Here is a 15,872-nt window from a genome sequence, read left to right as displayed (position 1 = left end):
CATGCCGACCTTCGAATATCGCGCCGAAGACGCCCAGGGCCGACGCTGCAAGGGCCGCGTGGAAGCCGACAGCGCCCGCCACGCGCGCCAGTTGCTGCGCGAGCGCGGCTTGTTGCCCAGCGAGCTGGTCGAGGCCAAGGCGCAGCGCACCTCGGGCGGGCGGCATGCCGAGGGGCGCTTGAGCCCGGCGGACCTGGCTTTGCTGACGCTGCAGTTGTCCACCTTGATCCAGGCTGGCCTGCCTCTTGAAGAATCCCTTGGGGCGGTGGCGCAACAGAGCCAGAAGCGGCGCGTCGCTCACTTGTTGGCGGCGGTGCGCAGCCGGGTGATGGAAGGCCACGCGCTGGCGACGGCACTGCGCGCCTTTCCCCAGGCGTTCCCTGAACTGTTCTGTTCCACGGTCGCGGCGGGCGAACAATCCGGTCACCTGGGGCAGGTGTTGGAACAACTGGCGAGCTACACCCAGGCGCGCCAGGCATCGCGCCAACGCATTCAACTGGCGTTGGTGTATCCGCTGATCCTGATGCTGGCCTGCGTTGCGATTGTCGCTTTCCTGCTGGGCTACGTGGTGCCGGACGTCGTCAAGATTTTCATCGACAGCGGTCAGCCGTTGCCCTGGCTGACCCAGGCGCTGATCGCTGTGAGCGACGGATTGCGCCGCCATGGCCTGCTGATGTTCGTCGTGTTGGCCGGGTTGCTCGGACTGTGGCGCTGGAGTCTGCGCCAACCGAGGTGGCGCCTGCACTGGCACCGTTTGATGCTGCGCCTCCCGGTGCTGAGCGAGGTGCTGCGAGCAATGGAGGCGGCCCGATTCGCCAGCACCTTGGCGATCCTGAGCAAAAGCGCGGTGCCGCTGGTGGATGCCTTGCACATTGCCGCGCAGGTGATCGGCAACCTGACGATTCGCGCGCGCATGGCCGACGTGGCCCGTTCGGTCCGCGAGGGTGGGACCCTGACCCGTGGCCTGGAGCAGGGCGGAGATATCCCGCCGCTGATGCTGCACATGATCGCCAGCGGCGAACGGGCCGGCGAACTCGACAACATGCTCGCCCGGGCCGCCGAACAACAGGAGGCCAGCCTCGCGGCGCGCATCGCGCTGGTGGTTAGCCTTTTCGAACCGGCCATGTTGGTACTGATGGGCGGCGTCGTGCTGCTGATCGTCATGGCCATCCTTCTACCGATCCTGAGCCTCAACCAATTGGTGAATTGACTGATGAAATTCCAAAGCAACCGACCTGCACGCTCCCAAAGCGGCTTCACCCTGATTGAAATCATGGTGGTGGTGGTCATCATCGGCGTCCTGGGCGCCATCGTGGTGCCGCAGTTCATGAGCCGTCCCGACCAGGCCAAGGTCACCGCTGCGCGGACTGACATCCAGGCGATTGCCACTGCGCTGGAAATGTACCGCCTCGATAACTTTCAGTACCCCTCGACCCAACAAGGCCTGGCGGCGTTGAGCAAGCGCCCGTCCGGCACCCCCGCGGCGAAGAACTGGAACCCCCAGGGCTATCTGAAAAGCCTGCCGGTCGATCCCTGGGGCACGCCCTACCAGTATCTCAATCCGGGACGTAAGTCCCTTGATGGCAGCTATGACCTGTATTCACTGGGCGCCGATGGTGTGTCGGGCGGTGAAGGCATGGCGGCCGACATCGGCAATTGGGCCGACTGAACATGGGACGTCATTGCCGAGGCTTTACCTTGCTGGAACTGATGGTCGTCATCGTCTTGATCGGCGTCCTGGCAGGCATGGTCCGCTTCGCCACGGGCTCTAGCCCGGCGCGGGAGGCCCGGCAGCAGGCCCGGGACTTCGTCGCGGTGGTGCAGCAGTTGCGTGAGCGGGCGGTGCTGGACGGGCAGGAATACGGCGTGCGCGTGCAGCCTGGCGGTTATCAGGCGCTGCGCCTCGAAGCCCAGGGCTGGGCGGCGGTGTCGGCATTGCATCGCTTGCCCGAGGGGCTGGCGCTTGGGATGGAGCTGGACGGTCATGTCCTGCGCCTTGATGACGCTCAAGGTCCGGCGCAATTGTTGATGCTCAGCAGTGATGAGATCAGTCCGTTCAGGTTGCTCATCAAAGTCGCTGGGCAGACGGTTGCCCGGGTCTCGAGCGATGGCCTGGCGGAGCCGCTGATCGATGAGTAGTGCTCGCAGGCACGCAGTCGGCTGCCAGGGTTTCACGCTGTTGGAGGTGATGATCGCCCTGGCGATTTTCGCGACGCTGGCGGCGGCCGTGCTCTCGGCCAGCCAGTTCGTGCTCAAGCAAAGCGCCGGGCTCGAAGACCGCTTGTTCGGCGCCTGGCTGGCCGACAATCAGATGAGCGAACTGCGCCTGGCAGCCGTCACTCCGCCAGGGCAACAGCGACTAAACCGACATCTGGATCGCCGCGACTGGGTTTTGCAGCTACGTACCTCCCCGGCCCGTGATGGACGACTGCTGCAGGTCGAGATCCAGGTCAGCCGTGCCGACAGCACGACCGTCGCGCACCGCATTACTGGATGGATCCGTCGCCAGCATGAATAAGCAATCGGGCTTCACCTTGTTGGAACTGGTCATCGCCATCGGTATTTTTGCCTTGCTCGGCCTGGTCAGTTGGCGGCTGTTCGATGGCGTAGTACGGACCCAGCAGGCGGTCACTCAGCATGAACGTGACATCCGGGCGTTGCAGCGTGCGGTGGGGGTGATCGAACGGGATGCATGGCAGGCAGTGGTCGGCTCGGTCGTGCTCGCCCCTGGGCAGTTGCAACTGCGGCGCAGCCATTGGCGCAACCCACTGGACCAGCTACGCAGCGAGCGGCAAACGGTGAGCTATCAGCTCAAGGACAGCGCGTTGTGGCGCGAGAGTGTCGGCGAAGGAACGGTGCTTGTGCAGCGGCAGAAATTGCTCGACGACGTCCGCAGCTTGAGCTGGCGCGTATTCGACCGGCAACGGGGCTGGCGCCCAGAAACCCCAGGTGGCAGCACGCCGCTGGCGCTGGAATTGATCGTCTCGGCGGGGCGTTTTGAACAGATCCGTCGCGTGCTGCTGTTGCCGGAGGCGCTGCCATGAAGCGCCAACGAGGGGTGGCGCTGATCAGCGTGCTGCTGGTGCTGAGCCTGGCGTTGCTGCTGGTTGGCGGCCTGTTGCGCAGCCATCGCCTGTTATTGCACAGCAGCGCGCAACAACTGCAACAGGTCCAGTTGCGTCAATTGGGTCTGGCGGGGGAAGCCTGGGCGCGGGAGGTGTTGGAAAGCAGTGGGATCACCTCGTCCGGGTCCGTTGACTTGAGCCAGGATTGGGCCCTGCCCGGGTCTCTCCTGGAAGTGGACGGCGCCGAGCTGCACATCCGTATCGAGGATTTGTCCGGGCGCCTGAATCTCAACGGGCTGCTGGCGCTGGGGCAAATCGATCAGGTCAGCCTCGGCCGCTGGACCCGCTTGCTCGCCTTGTTGGATCTGCCGCCGTTGACGTTGCCCCAGGTCGGGCCGGTACAGGAGTTGAGCCAACTGCGCCTGTTACCGGACATCGATGGTCAGACGCTGCGACGTCTGGACCCCTGGGTGGTGTTGCTGCCCAAGGACGCACGACTGAACATCAATACGGCCCCGCCGCTGGTGTTGATGACCTTGAATGGCATGGAAACCGGGCCAGCCGAGGCATTGGTCAACCAGCGTCGCCATGCGCCATACGCCAGCGTGCAGGCGTTCACCCACGATCCGTTGGTGTCCGGGCTCGGCCTCAACAGCCATGGGCTGGGGGTGGGCAGTCGCTGGTTCCGGATCACCGTGAGCGTGGTCCAGGCCGGCAGCCGTCTGCGGCTGGCCTCGGATATCGAGCGCGACCCTCTGAGCGGACGCTGGACGGTTCGCCAGCGTCGTTTCCTCCCCTTCAGCCCTAGCGAGCTTCCTTGATGAAAACCTGGCTTTACCTGACAGCCGAAGGCCTGGACGCGCCCAGCGCCAACTGGCCGTGCTGCGTCTGGTCGCCAGCCGGCGAACGCCGTCGCCTGCCTTTGCACGAGGCGGCCGGCGAGTTGGACGGACGGCTCGTCGACGTGCTGTTGCCGATGGAAATGTGCAGCTGGTTGCGCAGCGATCCGTGGCCGTCTCGACGTCAACCTCGACACCAGGCCCTGGCCTTCGCCATCGAAGAACAACTGAGCGAAAACCTGGAGGCGCTGCACATCAGCATCGGCCCGCGTGATCGTCAGCACCGCTATCCGATGATGGTGACGCAGCGGGCGCGGTTCCAGGCGCTGCTGGCGCTGCTCGCCGGCCAGGGCATCGATACGCGGACGGTGCAGGTTGATGCCGACCTGCCCGCCGGCGACCAGGCATTCGGCGTGCGCTGGTTCGGGCGTTGGCTGTTGGGCGGAGGATTGTCGGCGCGGGCCTCGTTGTCGGCACGGGCCTTGGCAGTCATCAAGCCCGGCCTGCCGGAGGACATCCACTGGCTGGACGAGGAGCGCGATTGCCCGGGCATCGATGAATGGCTGCTGAACGCGCGAGGCCGTCCCATTGACTTGTTGCAGGGTGAATTCCGTCGCCGGCGCCGACCGCTGCCATGGCGGGGGGCTTCGGCGGTTGCGCTCGGCCTTTTGCTACTCACCTGGGTCTTCAGCGAAGCCCGCATACGCTTTCTTGATACTGAAGCACGGCGTTTGTATGCCCAAAGCGAACAGCAATTCAGGTCGCTGTATCCCGGGCAGGAGCGGATCGTCGACCTGGCCGCGCAGTTCCAGGCAATGCAGAGTCGTCGTGTGCATAGCCAGGACACCCAGGTGGCGCGTCTGGCGCGTCTGGCGGAGCAGGTCATTGGGGCCAGCAACGTCGAGGTGCAGCGCATCGACTTCCGTGAAGGCGAAGGTTGGAAAATCCAACTGACCGTGAACAGTTTCGTCGAACTGGAACAACTGCGTGAACGCGGAGAGCAAAACGGATTGCCAGTCACCCTGGACGGCGCCAGCAAACAGAACAATCGCGTGCAGGCCATTCTCACGCTGGAGAACGGTTGATGAACTTCAATGGATGGCGAGGCCTGCAACAGGCCTGGGGAACACTATCGCGCCGTGAACAGTGGCTGTTGCTTGGGCTTGCCGGATTGTTATCAGTGGCGCTGGCCTACATCGCGATTTGGCAACCGACCCGGCAACGGCTGGAGGTTGCCGAACGACAGCACCGCCAACAAGCTGAATTGAGCGCCCTGATCCAGCATGCCGAACCTAACCGGGACACGATTGCCGCCGCGCGGCCGTTGTCGGTGCGCATCAATGAAAGTGCGACAGCGGCGGGGCTGGACATGGCGCAAATGGACGTCGATGGCGATTCGTTGCGACTTGTCGTCAGTGGGGATGCCCACGCTTTGCTTCGTTGGCTGGATCAACAGGAACGAGAGGGCGCGGGGCTGCGCTCGCTGACCCTTGAAGTGGAGAATGGAAGGTTGCATGCACAGGTGGTTTTTCGGCAGTGACCGACCATGCGTATGGGCTCTTGTGGCGAGGGGATTTATCCCCGCTCGGCTGCGCAGCAGTCGTAAACCGGTTTGCACGGTTCATCTGTGGCACCGCGGTGTCTGGTTTTGGGGTTGCTTCGCAACCCAGCGGGGATAAATCCCCTCGCCACAAAGTGTTTACTTTGTCCCTGATGTGGATAGCGATAGCTAAGCCCGCACATTCCCCGGCAACAACGGCAGTTTCGCCAGCTTCACCGCCACCCACAACGCGATCACCAGCAAACCGCCGATGAACAGGCCGACGCCGTTCCAGCCGCCCAGGTGCCAGGCCACGCCGCCCGCCGTGCCCGCAACACTGGAGCCGGCGTAGTAGCTGAACAGATAAAGTGACGAAGCCTGCCCCTTGGCCGTGAGCGCGCGGCGGCCGATCCAGCTGCTGGCGACCGAGTGGGCGCCGAAGAAACCGAAGGTGAAGACCAGCATGCCCAGGATGACCAGCCACAGCGGCGTGGCCATGGTCAGCACAAGGCCGGTCAACATGAGTGCGATGGTCGCCCAGAGCATTTTGCGGCGACCGAGTTTATCCGCCAGTGCGCCGACTTTCGCTGAGCTGTAGATCCCCGACAGGTAAACCACCGACAGCAAGCCGACGAAGGCTTGATCCAGATGATAAGGCTCGGCCAGCAGGCGGTAGCCGATGTAATTGAAAAGCGTCACGAATGCGCCCATCAATACGAAAGCTTCAAGAAACAACAGCGGCAACCCAGCGTCGCGAAAGTGCATGATGAACCCGTCCAGCAAGCTGCGCGGATGCAGCGATCGGGGGCGGAAGTTGCGCGACTCGGGGAGGATCCGCCAGAACACCGCTGCCGCGATCAGCGACAGGCCGCCTATCACCAGCATCGCGGTGTGCCAGCTGACAAAGTCGATCAACACCCCGGTGATCAGGCGCCCGCTCATGCCGCCGATGGCGTTGCCGGCGATATACAGCCCCATCGCGAGGCCAATGTGCTTGGGATGGATTTCTTCGCTCAGATACGTCATCGCCACCGCGGCCAACCCGCTCAGGGACAGTCCCACCAACGCGCGCAGGACCAGTACGCCTTGCCAGGTCGGCATCATCGCGCTGGCAATCGTGCACACCGACGCAGCGAACAGCGCCGCGACCATCACCGATTTGCGGCCGATGCGGTCGGAAATCGGACCGGTGATCAACAAGCCGACGGCGAGCAGGCCGGTCGCCACCGACAGGATCAGGCTGCTTTGCGCCGCGTTGATGGAGAATTCCTGGGACAACAACGGCATCATCGGTTGCACGCAATAGAGCAGGGCAAACGTCGCAAAACCTCCGCAGAACAGCGCCAGCACCGTGCGCATGAACATCGGCGTGCCCTTCTCGATGTAGATGTCCTTCAATTCGGCGACGACATCATCCTGCGCACGGGGAGGGATTTCATGGGCGAGTGGGGCGACAGCAGTTTTCACGGTGGACCTCGGAGGAGCACGGCCAGGCAGGCAATGAAAAAAGCATATAGCCGGCTAATGATTCTATCCAATATATTGTTCGACCTATTTAAGACGTTGAACGACCTACTGGAGTTTCCATGGAACTGCGGCATCTGCGCTACTTCATCGCCGTCGCCGAAGAACTGCACTTCGGCCGTGCCGCACTCGCCCTGGGCATCTCCCAGCCGCCTTTGAGCCAGCAGATACAGGCGCTGGAGCAAGAGATTGGCGCACGGCTGTTCGATCGCACCAATCGTCGGGTCGAACTGAGTGAGGCCGGGCGGCTTTTCCTGGAAGAGGCGCGGCGGGTATTGGCCCAGGTCGACAAGGCCGCCGATGTGGCCCGCCGTGCTCAGTTGGGAGAACTGGGCGAGCTGAAGATCGGCTTTACCTCCTCGGCGCCCTTCAACTCCACTATCCCCCAAGCGATTTTTACCTTTCGCCAACGCTTTCCCGCCGTGCACCTGAACCTGCGGGAAATGAGCAGCACCCAAGTGGCCGATGCATTGATGGACGAAGTGATCGAAGTGGGCATCATGCGACCGTTGCCGTTGCCCGATTCACTGGTCGAAATCGAACTCAGCCGCGAACCGCTGGTGGCCGTGCTCAGCGCCAAGCATCCGCTGGCCCAGGGCAACGAAGACGGCCTGTTCCTTGCCGCGCTGGCCCAGGAGCCGTTCGTGTTCTTTCCGCGAAGCTACGGCAGCGGCCTCTACGCGCAACTCCTGAACCTGGCCCGCGACGCCGGCTTCAGCCCGCACTTCGCCCAGGAAGCGGGAGAGGCCATGACCATCATCGGCCTGGTGGCAGCGGGGCTGGGCGTCTCGGTGTTGCCGGCGTCTTATCAGCGCATGCGTATCGATGGTGTGGTCTATCGACCGCTGCTCGACCCGGCGGCGGTATCGGCGGTGTGGCTGGTACAGCGCAAGGATCAGCGTTCGCCGATGGCGGCAGCGTTTGTGGCGTTGTTGACCGATGGTGATCAAGGCGTTACTTGCGCTTCCCAAGGCTGTTGAAGACGGATGACGTGACCCAAACTTGAGCGGGTGTAGCGTAGGGGCTACACTGCGCGACATGACGGAGATCATTCGAAGCTCTACCTTTTCCGGCTGGCTCTCGAAGCTGGCTGATAGCCGTGCCAGGATGCGTATTCAGGTTCGAGTCGATCGTATGGCCGATGGGAATCTGGGTGACGTCAAAGCTTTAGGAGAAGGGTTGAGTGAGGCCCGTATCGATTACGGTCCGGGCTATCGAATTTATTTCATGCAGCAAGGCCGACAATTGATCATCCTTCTGTGTGGTGGTGACAAAAGCAGTCAAGCACGTGATATCAAGCAAGCCAGGCTGATCGCAAAATCCTGGCAGGAGCAAAACCCATGACCGAACAATTCACTCGCTGGGACTCTGCCGAGTACCTCAAGACCGAAGAGGACATGGCGAACTATTTGGATGCATGCATGGACGAGGCAGGAGATGACCCCGCATTCATTGCTAAAGCCCTAGGGACCATTGCACGAGCTCGTGGGATGACCCAGGTGGCCCGTGACGCGGGCCTCTCTCGGGAAAACCTTTATCGCGCCTTGTCAGGGGAAGGAAACCCTGAGTTCGGTACTATTTTGAAAGTTGTTAAAGCGTTGGGGCTGAAACTGCATGCCAGTACCTAATTAGGCAACATGAAAAACGACCAGCAGATTTGATTAAGAAGGGCGCCCAAAGGGACGCCCTTCTTTGTTCATGTCCCGCCATCAGACCCTGTGAAAACCTATTACCCGTCATTTTTTATCATCAGAAATGCCAGGATTGCGTCACGTGTCGCCTGCGTTTGTTCCTCCAGTACCCAATGGCCGGTATTGATCAATGTCAATGGGTGCGGTTGCGTTGCGATGTGCAGGGCCTGCTCGGCCAGGGTTTTTCCTCTTGAATGGTCCCCGCCGATGGTGAGCAGCGGAATCGTCAGTTTATTCTTGGCAAACTCCAGGTTGTCATTCGCGTCATTTTCTACCCAGGCTGCATAAAGCTTGAATGCTGCTTCCATGCGGCCGGGCCGGGAGTAGTCGTCTACCAGTGCCTGTCGCACTTCATCGGGCACTTTATCGTTGCCCTCGAATACAAAGTCATCAAAAAACATATCCAGGTAGGTTTTTTCGTGCCCTTTGATCATGCCAATGGCCGTTTTGCCAAAGAAGCGAAAATGCCATTTGCTGGCAATGCCGGCTGCGGGATCCCCGTTATAGGCAGATTCCCATCCAGGAATGCCCGGAATAAACCCATCCATTAATACGATGTGCCCGGTTTCATCCGGATAAAGCGCCCCGTAGGCGTAGGCAATGATCAAACCCATGTCATGACCAATGATATCGACCTGCTTGATGTTCAAGAGGGTGGCAAGTTCGTGCAGATCATGGGCCATGCTTTTTTTGTCGTAGCCACCAACTGAAATATCCGTTTCGCCAGCGCCGCGATAATCAGGAACGAGGGGGGTAAAACCGGCATGCACCAATGCGCCCATCAACGGCTCCCAGCTTCGCCAACTGCCCAGGAACCCATGCATCAACAATATCGGGCGCGTCCCATCACCGCCCATGAGGTAGTGGAGGCGAATACCGTTCACGGACACATAGGCGTGGGTAAATGTCGCGCCGTCGACAACGACGCTGTTTGGTTCCGCCGAAGACGCTGTTGCGTGTTTGGAAGACATGGCTGCGCGGCCCGACCAGGCTATTGTGTTGATCAATTTTTCATCCATGTTTGGAGCCAAGTTAATTTTATGGACTGCGAATCACAGCTCATGAGGTCGAACGGTTTGATCGAACGTCGACGCCTGGGAGCCTGAAGCTACCCCGAGCACTGTCGCTACTGTCAAAGTTGACAGTTCCGACAACAGGCAAAAGGTGCTGCTTCGATTGAGGACAGAAGAACGGCGGGAGGACGGGCGTTGCGCCAAGCTCCTTTCGACTGTAGGAAAACGCGCATTTCTAGTTAGGACACTTCCTATTCGTTCCAGATACCACGCCGTTGGGATTGCCATCCACCAGCGCTGCAACGTCTTATTCATCATTCCGAAAATCGTCCGGCTCAGCGCTCATTCCCGGCGCAAAGGAACGCAGCTGAAGCCCATGAATAAGGTCCCTGGAAATGCACTCGTCTTTGGATGCCCCTTACACCAACGAAATCTCCCAAGAGTCTCTTCGTCATCTGGATGACCTGTACTTGGAGCCCCGGCAACTGGAGGGCTATGGCGAAGACGTCGCGGCATTCGTGAGTCGACAAAAAGCCTTTGTCGAAGCTCATCCGCCAATCGCCATCTACCGAGTGGCCACCGAGGGCAGCCAGACGCGTGACGGCGGAACGATCCAGCAAGTGTCATCGTCGTTGACGTTCACCTTGGACAATGGCTGGAAAGTACGCGCCGCGCAGAAAGGCGATGAGGTGGTGTACGCCGATGGCAGCACCGCACGGATAATCACCGGCGCCGGGAAAAACAACAGCGACATTGCGCTGGTCGGCAGTCGCTTGAGCAATGGCGATGAGATCATTAATACGCTACAGAAACGTTTCATGATCATCGTGCGGGAGGGGGGGCCGACGGCGGAGGACTTTTTGCCTGCGCTTAGGTTGGCGGAGGTTTATTACCTGCATTCGCAGAGGCTGTAATCAATGAGGCGAGGAAAAGGGATCAGAGGAAGTTATGAGTTAGGAGTTGATGTTTCGAAGGGCGCCGTAAGGCGCCTTTTCTTTTCAAGTCGCCTGCGTCTGCAGACGTCGACCGACGACATCCAGCAAATCGCAACCTTCGCGCAATGAAACCACCAGCACGCGAGCTAATTCGCTATAGGCACCTCCTTCGAATGCCAGGTTTTCAAGAAACTGAGTGGCGGCGCGAATGCGGTCGGCCGCGGTTTCGTGCAAGACGTCCAGGGGGGCTTCTGTGTCGATCAATAACGAAGCGATAGTGCAATCGGTGCCGGTGACTGGCCTGTACCTTTTCATGACAAAACCCTCCTTGGGTTGATGAGTTAGCGTTGGTTGGTTGATGAAGCGTCCGGCAAGCCTATGGGCGGATCGAGGTTTTCCAGCGCGCGATTGACCAGCAACTCGCCCAGCTCCGTCAGTTGCTGGAGGGCCATCGCCATGCTGCGGTGCGCACCTTGCAGCTCGCCTGCAAGATCGGTGGACATGACGTTCAGGGAGGCGAGGGTTTCGCTGGCGTGGCAGAGCAAGGACTGGGTGTCGATGTTGGGGAGGATGGTGAAGAAATTGCTGGCGCCGGTGAGGCCTTGGGTCGTGTGGGAGGTTACCTTCTCCATGACGCGCTCCTTTTAATAGAACAGATCCAGTGATTGAAGTAAGAAGGCAACACTTTACGTAGGTTGGAGAAAAGTGAAAGTGTTATATGCGTGCTCTTTATATATTGATCAATATAATGAACATATGCTTAGTAAAATGATTATTCTTGGTCAATAAGTGAGCGCCCAGCGCGGCGAGAAGGTGCGTGGAGGGGTTAGGTTGGTACTCAGGCTGTTGCTTTCTTCCGTAGGATATTTCCTATGATTTACGTTTCTTCTTTTGCGGAAATATCAGTTAACGCTTTTTTGTCGCGAATCAATGGTGTTTACCTATGGTGGAGGAGATAGGATGTCCAGTTTTGTAAATGTCGCCTACACTGTCTATGAGGTTTATCGATTTTTTTGATGTTGGTAAGTTCATGTACAAAAAAGAAAAAGCGGAGATACTGAAGAATAACGTTAAGTATCTGATAAAGAGTCGTGGGGAGACGCAGATTTCTTTGTGCAATTCGAGCGGATTGACCCGAACCACGATCTATAACATCTTGGAAGGGAGGGTTGTGAATGTACAGCAAACCACTATTAGAAAAATTTCAGATTTTTTTGGCGTATCGTATAAAGAGATCGAGTCTGTAGATTTTGAAGAGCGAGAGATAATCGAGAGCAGCGTTTCGCTGCATGGAAACATGAATCCCGCAGCAGTCCCTGTAATAAAGGAAAGTCAGATACTTCATTGTCTCAATAAGAAAATCGGGGAGTTGGTAACAGTGTATCCATTGACTTATTATTTCGGTTCGGCCAGTAATTTGATCGGAGTACTTTTGGAGAATGATATTGAAGGTGCATATGAGTCAGGTGATTTGTTGGTCGTGAGAAAAGGTGACTTAAGCAGCGCAGCAGAAAAATTGATCTGGAAGCAGTCAACAAAACAGTTTCAGATTGTCACTGGATATTTATCTAGCTCTGACGCAACTCTGGTCATTGGAGAGGTGGTTGAGGAACGGTTTAATGGTCGATAATCGTGAGGCTGAGAATAGTAAGTACAAGCTTGTAGGCTTTGAAAATAGTAAAAATTTAGCCATCGTAATGGTGATTTCCACCGGTAGGGTAATAAAGCTCAAACTGGCGAAGCTTGTAAAAAGCGAAATTATGGATGATTTGACCAAGGCAGAAGTAAGAGAGATTTATAGAAAGTTTTACTCAGGTGGCGCCACATTGTCCGCTTATGAGATGGGCGATCGTCATGAGCGGTCATGGTTGGTCTACTTGGCTCTGAGCTTTATGCTGTTTGCGTTATATGTGCTTGCCAATATTTCTGCAGCGAAGCTTATATACATAGAGCAGTTCGATGTTGTAATCACGCTTGGCATTTTCTTGTATCCTTTGACCTTCCTTGTCGTTGATATACTAAATGAATATTATGGTCTCAGGCTGGCTAAGAAATCCATATGGTTTGTGTGTGTAGGTAACGTATTCATATTGGTGGCATTAAGTGTGACCAGCTGGTTTCCCGGCCTATCAAGCTGGCAGCTTGACTCATCCTATGAAAGGGTTGTGGCACATGTGTCGTCGGTTTTGCTGGCCTCGTCTGTTTCTTTTGTCATTTCAGAGTATGTAAATTCATATTTGCTTAGCAAAATAAAAAAGCTTACAAGTTCAAGATATTTGTTTTTGCGAGTGCTGCTCAGTACCTGTTTTGCGGTTGTTATAGATAGCTTTCTTTTTTGCTTCATCGCGTTTTACGGGTCATTGACCAATGACGAAATACTGAAAATAGTCTACGTGCAAATAGCCATAAAAATGTGCTTTGCTGTTTTTAATGTATTCCCGGCTTATGCTGCCAGATCGCTATTCAAAAGGTACGTTGTCGAGGCTCAACCTGCTTAAAAAGGTGGCTGTCAATTTGACAGCCACCGGTTTTTAGAGATTTTTTTGGTTTATTTTATTTGTTAACGCGTTGATAACCCTTTCTCTATTTTCAGTAAAAGCCTTCAGCCCCCCTGCACGAAGACTGCAAGCATCACATCCCCCACATCCACTGCCCACAACCCCGTTATAACAAGTCAGCGTACGGTTCATCACCAACTCCAGCTGGTCGTAATAATCCGCCAAGGCCCAAGTCTCTGCTTTATTCAGCCACATCAACGGTGTCTCGATGCGCAGTTTGTAATCCATGCCGGTTTCAATCGCGATGTTCATGGCTTTGACAAAACTGTCCCGACAATCCGGATACCCTGAAAAATCCGTCTCGCACACACCGGTGATCACCGCTTCAGCCCCCACCTGATAGGCATAGATCGACGCCAACGTCAGAAACAGAATATTGCGACCCGGTACGAATGTATTAGGCGGGCCGTCCTTGCTGCTGTTCGCCGCCGGAACCGGAATGTTGTCCCGAGTCAGGCTACTGACCGCCAGCTCGTTCAATAACGTGGTGTCCAGGACCTTATGGGCCGTCACGCCAAAATGCTTGGCGAGGTCCTTCGCCACTTCAATCTCGGCGCGATGGCGTTGGCCGTAATCGAAAGTAATGCAGTGGATTTCGTCGTACTGGGGTAATGCGTGGATCAGGCAGGTGGTGGAATCCTGACCACCGCTGAATACGATCACGGCTTTCTTGGTCACTTCGTTCATCCTTGGCATTCCCGGTTTGTGGTTGGGATGTGACCGTAGCGCGAAGTTCAAGGGTTTTGGTGTGGGAAATTTCGGAAATTAGGTGTTCCGCTTTCCGAGTTTTGCTTGCAGCCTCGTAGGGTCAAGGTTGAGTGCAAGGACGCTGGTCAGCACGGTGGCCGCCCCGACGATGACCATTGCCGACGGACGTTCGGCGAGGATCATCGAGGCCATCAGCATGGCGGTCGGAGGGGTCAGGTAAAGCGCCATGGAGGCTCGGCTCACGTCGCTGTGTGCCAGGACGTAGGCCCAGGCAAGGTACGCCAGCGCGCTGGGAAAGATGCCCAGCATCAGCACGGCCAAATTCACCGAAGTGGGGGCTTGTCTTGCCTCGTCCAGCAGCCCAGGCGCGAATACGAATAACAGGGCGGTGCCCGACCAGACGGTGTAACAGACCATGGTCAAGCCGTCGTAACGATGGCAATGGCGTTTTTGCAGGGCGAAATACAAGCTCCAGGATAATGCTGCCAGGAGGATCAGCAGCCCATGAGCGTTTATCTGACCCAAACCAAGATCTCCCATGACCACTACGGCAGCACCCGCCAACCCCAACAGCACGCACATCCACTGCCACGCATTGACGCTGTTCTTGAAGGCGAAATGCGCCAGTAGCGCACTGAACAATGGTGTGGATTGGGCCAGGACACTGGCGGCGCCAGCGCTGACACCTCGCTGCCCGTAGTTGAGGGCGATGTGATGCAGGCTGACGGCGAAAAAACCCAGCAGGGCGAGCAATGGCAGGTCCTTCACTCGAGGCAGGCCGATGCCCTTGACCGAGGCCAATACGGCCATGAACGTCGAGGCGATGAGAAATCTAATCAAGGCCAGGTGGCCGGGTTCGTAGGCCTGGAGACCGATGCGAATGCCAATCGGGGAATAGGCCCAGCACACAATGACGAACGTTGCTGCCAGGGTCACCTTTACGCCCGATCGTTCCGAACCTTTGTTGAGCATCAGCGGCGTCTTCATCCAAGTGCATGTCTCGGAGTATCGAAAACGCGGCTTATCACCACAAGTGACTTAAACTCAGTCAATCATTCACTTTGGGTGAGCTATGGAACTGTCCCAACTGCGCATGGTGAAAGCGGTCTGCGACACCGGCAGCCTTGCGCGCGCCGCTGAAACGCTGCACTGCGTTCCGTCCAACATTACTGCACGCCTCAAGTCGCTGGAGCGGGAGCTCGGCACGTCGTTGTTTTTCCGCGACGGACGTGGGGTGCGAGTCAGCCCGGCGGGACAGATATTCCTGGAATATGCGACGAGAATCCTCAGCCTGACGGAAGAGGCTCGCCGCGCAATCGCACCCTCCAACGCTCCCAGTGGACCGTTGCGTATTGGGGCGATCGAGTCCAGCGCCACCGGGCGCCTGCCCCAGTTGTTGGCTAAATATCACGCGCAGTACCCGCAGGTGTCGCTGGAACTGAGCACGGGGACCTGGGCTCAGTTGCTGGACGATATCCGGCACCGCCGGCTCGACGCCGCGATTGTCGCGGTTGACGTGGAGCGGCCCGGGCTGAAGCGAGCGGTGATGTACCGTGAGGATCTGGTGCTCATTGCTGCCGCTTCCCTTGGCCCGCTGCGCAGTGCGGCGGATTTGCAAGGCAAGGCGATTTTCATGTGGCCTGTCGGTTGTCCGTACCGCCTGGCACTGGAGCAGTGGTTGCTGCGTCACGGTCAGGTGCAGCCGATCATCAGCATCGCCAGCTATGGCGCTATCGTGGGCTGTGTCAGCGCTGGGGCGGGTGTTTCGCTGGTTCCCAGGGGGATCTATGAGCAGTATCGCCAGGGGGCGGGTTGGACGGGGTACGAATTTCCGGAATTGGCAGGGGTAGACAATCTGTTTTATTGGCATGAAAACGCGGGTCGGCATCCTGCCAGGGAGGCGTTTTTGGCGATGTTGGAGAGGGAGTTTGAAGGGGGCGTGGTTAGCTAGGTTGCTGGGGGCCGCTGCGCAGCCCAGCGGGAGCAAGCTCCCTCGCCA

At 57.9% G+C, this 15,872-nt stretch carries 20 protein-coding genes and 1 pseudogene; 15 read left to right on the top strand and 6 right to left on the bottom strand.

Translation table 11 applies throughout. The features are described from left to right. The first annotated feature begins 1 nt into the window (after window position 1). Genes gspF through gspM form a run of 8 tightly spaced genes read left to right on the top strand, consistent with a single transcriptional unit; the run spans window position 2 to window position 5,444 of the window. Window positions 2–1,210: a type II secretion system inner membrane protein GspF gene (gene gspF / locus Q7C33_RS25145; protein WP_407684316.1), complete on the top strand. Its 1,209-nt coding sequence runs from the start codon at window positions 2–4 to the stop codon at window positions 1,208–1,210. A 3-nt stretch (window positions 1,211–1,213) separates the two neighbouring features. Beyond that, complete coding sequence (gene gspG / locus Q7C33_RS25140; protein WP_323155273.1) at window positions 1,214–1,669, top strand: type II secretion system major pseudopilin GspG; 456 nt, start codon at window positions 1,214–1,216, stop codon at window positions 1,667–1,669. 2 nt (window positions 1,670–1,671) lie between these two features. Further along, a complete protein-coding gene (gene gspH, locus Q7C33_RS25135; RefSeq protein WP_323155272.1) occupies window positions 1,672–2,139 on the top strand; it encodes a type II secretion system minor pseudopilin GspH in 468 nt (155 codons plus the stop codon). Further along, the gene (gene gspI / locus Q7C33_RS25130; RefSeq protein ID WP_323155271.1) at window positions 2,132–2,518 is read left to right on the top strand and encodes a type II secretion system minor pseudopilin GspI; all 387 of its coding nucleotides are present in this window, start codon (window positions 2,132–2,134) and stop codon (window positions 2,516–2,518) included. The genes gspH and gspI overlap by 8 nt, the downstream gene beginning before the upstream one ends. Next, window positions 2,511–3,044, top strand: coding sequence for a type II secretion system protein GspJ (locus Q7C33_RS25125; RefSeq protein WP_323155270.1), 534 nt, complete (start codon window positions 2,511–2,513; stop codon window positions 3,042–3,044). Before gspI ends, Q7C33_RS25125 begins: the two co-directional genes overlap by 8 nt. Beyond that, on the top strand, window positions 3,041–3,886 hold the full coding sequence (locus Q7C33_RS25120) for a type II secretion system protein GspK (protein ID WP_407684315.1): 846 nt from the start codon (window positions 3,041–3,043) through the stop codon (window positions 3,884–3,886). Before Q7C33_RS25125 ends, Q7C33_RS25120 begins: the two co-directional genes overlap by 4 nt. After that, a complete protein-coding gene (gene gspL, locus Q7C33_RS25115) occupies window positions 3,886–4,989 on the top strand; it encodes a type II secretion system protein GspL (protein ID WP_323155268.1) in 1,104 nt (367 codons plus the stop codon). Before Q7C33_RS25120 ends, gspL begins: the two co-directional genes overlap by 1 nt. Continuing rightward, complete coding sequence (gene gspM / locus Q7C33_RS25110; protein ID WP_323155267.1) at window positions 4,989–5,444, top strand: type II secretion system protein GspM; 456 nt, start codon at window positions 4,989–4,991, stop codon at window positions 5,442–5,444. Before gspL ends, gspM begins: the two co-directional genes overlap by 1 nt. A gap of 189 nt (window positions 5,445–5,633) precedes the next feature. Here gspM and Q7C33_RS25105 read toward each other — a convergent pair whose 3' ends face one another. Next, a complete protein-coding gene (locus tag Q7C33_RS25105) occupies window positions 5,634–6,878 on the bottom strand; it encodes an MFS transporter (protein ID WP_442095326.1) in 1,245 nt (414 codons plus the stop codon). Window positions 6,879–7,030: 152 nt separating this feature from the next. Here Q7C33_RS25105 and Q7C33_RS25100 point away from each other — a divergent pair, with 152 nt between their 5' ends. Genes Q7C33_RS25100 through Q7C33_RS25090 form a run of 3 tightly spaced genes read left to right on the top strand, consistent with a single transcriptional unit; the run spans window position 7,031 to window position 8,596 of the window. Continuing rightward, the gene (locus Q7C33_RS25100) at window positions 7,031–7,948 is read left to right on the top strand and encodes a LysR family transcriptional regulator (RefSeq protein ID WP_407684314.1); all 918 of its coding nucleotides are present in this window, start codon (window positions 7,031–7,033) and stop codon (window positions 7,946–7,948) included. A 58-nt stretch (window positions 7,949–8,006) separates the two neighbouring features. Continuing rightward, window positions 8,007–8,312, top strand: a complete 306-nt coding sequence (locus Q7C33_RS25095; RefSeq protein ID WP_030140979.1) for a type II toxin-antitoxin system RelE/ParE family toxin — start codon at window positions 8,007–8,009, stop codon at window positions 8,310–8,312. Next, entirely contained in the window at window positions 8,309–8,596 is a 288-nt protein-coding gene (locus tag Q7C33_RS25090) for an addiction module antidote protein (RefSeq protein ID WP_030140978.1), read from the top strand. Before Q7C33_RS25095 ends, Q7C33_RS25090 begins: the two co-directional genes overlap by 4 nt. 101 nt (window positions 8,597–8,697) lie before the next feature. Here Q7C33_RS25090 and Q7C33_RS25085 read toward each other — a convergent pair whose 3' ends face one another. Next, complete coding sequence (locus Q7C33_RS25085; protein ID WP_407684313.1) at window positions 8,698–9,678, bottom strand: alpha/beta fold hydrolase; 981 nt, start codon at window positions 9,676–9,678, stop codon at window positions 8,698–8,700. 389 nt (window positions 9,679–10,067) lie between these two features. Here Q7C33_RS25085 and Q7C33_RS25080 point away from each other — a divergent pair, with 389 nt between their 5' ends. Continuing rightward, window positions 10,068–10,586, top strand: a complete 519-nt coding sequence (locus Q7C33_RS25080; protein ID WP_217861079.1) for a hypothetical protein — start codon at window positions 10,068–10,070, stop codon at window positions 10,584–10,586. Between the two features lie 84 nt (window positions 10,587–10,670). Here Q7C33_RS25080 and Q7C33_RS25075 read toward each other — a convergent pair whose 3' ends face one another. Continuing rightward, window positions 10,671–10,922, bottom strand: a complete 252-nt coding sequence (locus Q7C33_RS25075) for a hypothetical protein (RefSeq protein ID WP_030140975.1) — start codon at window positions 10,920–10,922, stop codon at window positions 10,671–10,673. A gap of 26 nt (window positions 10,923–10,948) precedes the next feature. Continuing rightward, a pseudogene (locus Q7C33_RS25070) lies at window positions 10,949–11,194 on the bottom strand (DUF6124 family protein); the annotation flags it as partial. Between the two features lie 443 nt (window positions 11,195–11,637). On the opposite strand from Q7C33_RS25070, the gene Q7C33_RS25065 reads away from it, so the two are divergent. Both Q7C33_RS25065 and Q7C33_RS25060 read left to right on the top strand, forming a co-directional pair. Then, a complete protein-coding gene (locus Q7C33_RS25065; RefSeq protein ID WP_258648751.1) occupies window positions 11,638–12,237 on the top strand; it encodes a helix-turn-helix transcriptional regulator in 600 nt (199 codons plus the stop codon). Continuing rightward, entirely contained in the window at window positions 12,227–13,105 is an 879-nt protein-coding gene (locus Q7C33_RS25060; protein ID WP_217861082.1) for a queuosine precursor transporter, read from the top strand. Before Q7C33_RS25065 ends, Q7C33_RS25060 begins: the two co-directional genes overlap by 11 nt. Before the next feature lie 33 nt (window positions 13,106–13,138). Here Q7C33_RS25060 and queC read toward each other — a convergent pair whose 3' ends face one another. Further along, the gene (gene queC, locus Q7C33_RS25055; protein WP_030140971.1) at window positions 13,139–13,843 is read right to left on the bottom strand and encodes a 7-cyano-7-deazaguanine synthase QueC; all 705 of its coding nucleotides are present in this window, start codon (window positions 13,841–13,843) and stop codon (window positions 13,139–13,141) included. A gap of 87 nt (window positions 13,844–13,930) precedes the next feature. Next, window positions 13,931–14,860, bottom strand: a complete 930-nt coding sequence (locus Q7C33_RS25050) for a DMT family transporter (RefSeq protein ID WP_407684312.1) — start codon at window positions 14,858–14,860, stop codon at window positions 13,931–13,933. 85 nt (window positions 14,861–14,945) lie between these two features. Between Q7C33_RS25050 and Q7C33_RS25045 the strand changes: the two genes are divergently transcribed. Beyond that, window positions 14,946–15,824 carry a LysR family transcriptional regulator gene (locus Q7C33_RS25045; protein ID WP_030140969.1) on the top strand — a complete coding sequence of 293 codons (879 nt, stop codon included), beginning with the start codon at window positions 14,946–14,948 and terminating at the stop codon, window positions 15,822–15,824. Window positions 15,825–15,872: the final 48 nt, after the last annotated feature.

This window comes from Pseudomonas sp. BP11-1-1, from assembly GCF_052112105.1.
GTDB classification, from domain to species: domain Bacteria; phylum Pseudomonadota; class Gammaproteobacteria; order Pseudomonadales; family Pseudomonadaceae; genus Aquipseudomonas; species Aquipseudomonas alvandae.
The sequence above is the reverse complement of the archived record's forward strand: the minus strand, read 5'-3'. Positions and strand labels throughout refer to the sequence as shown.

What these genes read in the sequence shown, in the direction of transcription:
- gspF (WP_407684316.1), top strand. Translation starts at nt 2, where the DNA reads ATGCCGACCTTCGAATATCGCGCCGAAGACGCCCAGGGCCGACGCTGC.
- gspG (WP_323155273.1), top strand. Translation starts at nt 1,214, where the DNA reads ATGAAATTCCAAAGCAACCGACCTGCACGCTCCCAAAGCGGCTTCACC.
- gspH (WP_323155272.1), top strand. Translation starts at nt 1,672, where the DNA reads ATGGGACGTCATTGCCGAGGCTTTACCTTGCTGGAACTGATGGTCGTC.
- gspI (WP_323155271.1), top strand. Translation starts at nt 2,132, where the DNA reads ATGAGTAGTGCTCGCAGGCACGCAGTCGGCTGCCAGGGTTTCACGCTG.
- Q7C33_RS25125 (WP_323155270.1), top strand. Translation starts at nt 2,511, where the DNA reads ATGAATAAGCAATCGGGCTTCACCTTGTTGGAACTGGTCATCGCCATC.
- Q7C33_RS25120 (WP_407684315.1), top strand. Translation starts at nt 3,041, where the DNA reads ATGAAGCGCCAACGAGGGGTGGCGCTGATCAGCGTGCTGCTGGTGCTG.
- gspL (WP_323155268.1), top strand. Translation starts at nt 3,886, where the DNA reads ATGAAAACCTGGCTTTACCTGACAGCCGAAGGCCTGGACGCGCCCAGC.
- gspM (WP_323155267.1), top strand. Translation starts at nt 4,989, where the DNA reads ATGAACTTCAATGGATGGCGAGGCCTGCAACAGGCCTGGGGAACACTA.
- Q7C33_RS25100 (WP_407684314.1), top strand. Translation starts at nt 7,031, where the DNA reads ATGGAACTGCGGCATCTGCGCTACTTCATCGCCGTCGCCGAAGAACTG.
- Q7C33_RS25095 (WP_030140979.1), top strand. Translation starts at nt 8,007, where the DNA reads ATGACGGAGATCATTCGAAGCTCTACCTTTTCCGGCTGGCTCTCGAAG.
- Q7C33_RS25090 (WP_030140978.1), top strand. Translation starts at nt 8,309, where the DNA reads ATGACCGAACAATTCACTCGCTGGGACTCTGCCGAGTACCTCAAGACC.
- Q7C33_RS25085 (WP_407684313.1), bottom strand. Translation starts at nt 9,678, where the DNA reads ATGGATGAAAAATTGATCAACACAATAGCCTGGTCGGGCCGCGCAGCC.
- Q7C33_RS25080 (WP_217861079.1), top strand. Translation starts at nt 10,068, where the DNA reads ATGCACTCGTCTTTGGATGCCCCTTACACCAACGAAATCTCCCAAGAG.
- Q7C33_RS25075 (WP_030140975.1), bottom strand. Translation starts at nt 10,922, where the DNA reads ATGAAAAGGTACAGGCCAGTCACCGGCACCGATTGCACTATCGCTTCG.
- Q7C33_RS25065 (WP_258648751.1), top strand. Translation starts at nt 11,638, where the DNA reads ATGTACAAAAAAGAAAAAGCGGAGATACTGAAGAATAACGTTAAGTAT.
- Q7C33_RS25060 (WP_217861082.1), top strand. Translation starts at nt 12,227, where the DNA reads ATGGTCGATAATCGTGAGGCTGAGAATAGTAAGTACAAGCTTGTAGGC.
- Q7C33_RS25050 (WP_407684312.1), bottom strand. Translation starts at nt 14,860, where the DNA reads ATGAAGACGCCGCTGATGCTCAACAAAGGTTCGGAACGATCGGGCGTA.
- Q7C33_RS25045 (WP_030140969.1), top strand. Translation starts at nt 14,946, where the DNA reads ATGGAACTGTCCCAACTGCGCATGGTGAAAGCGGTCTGCGACACCGGC.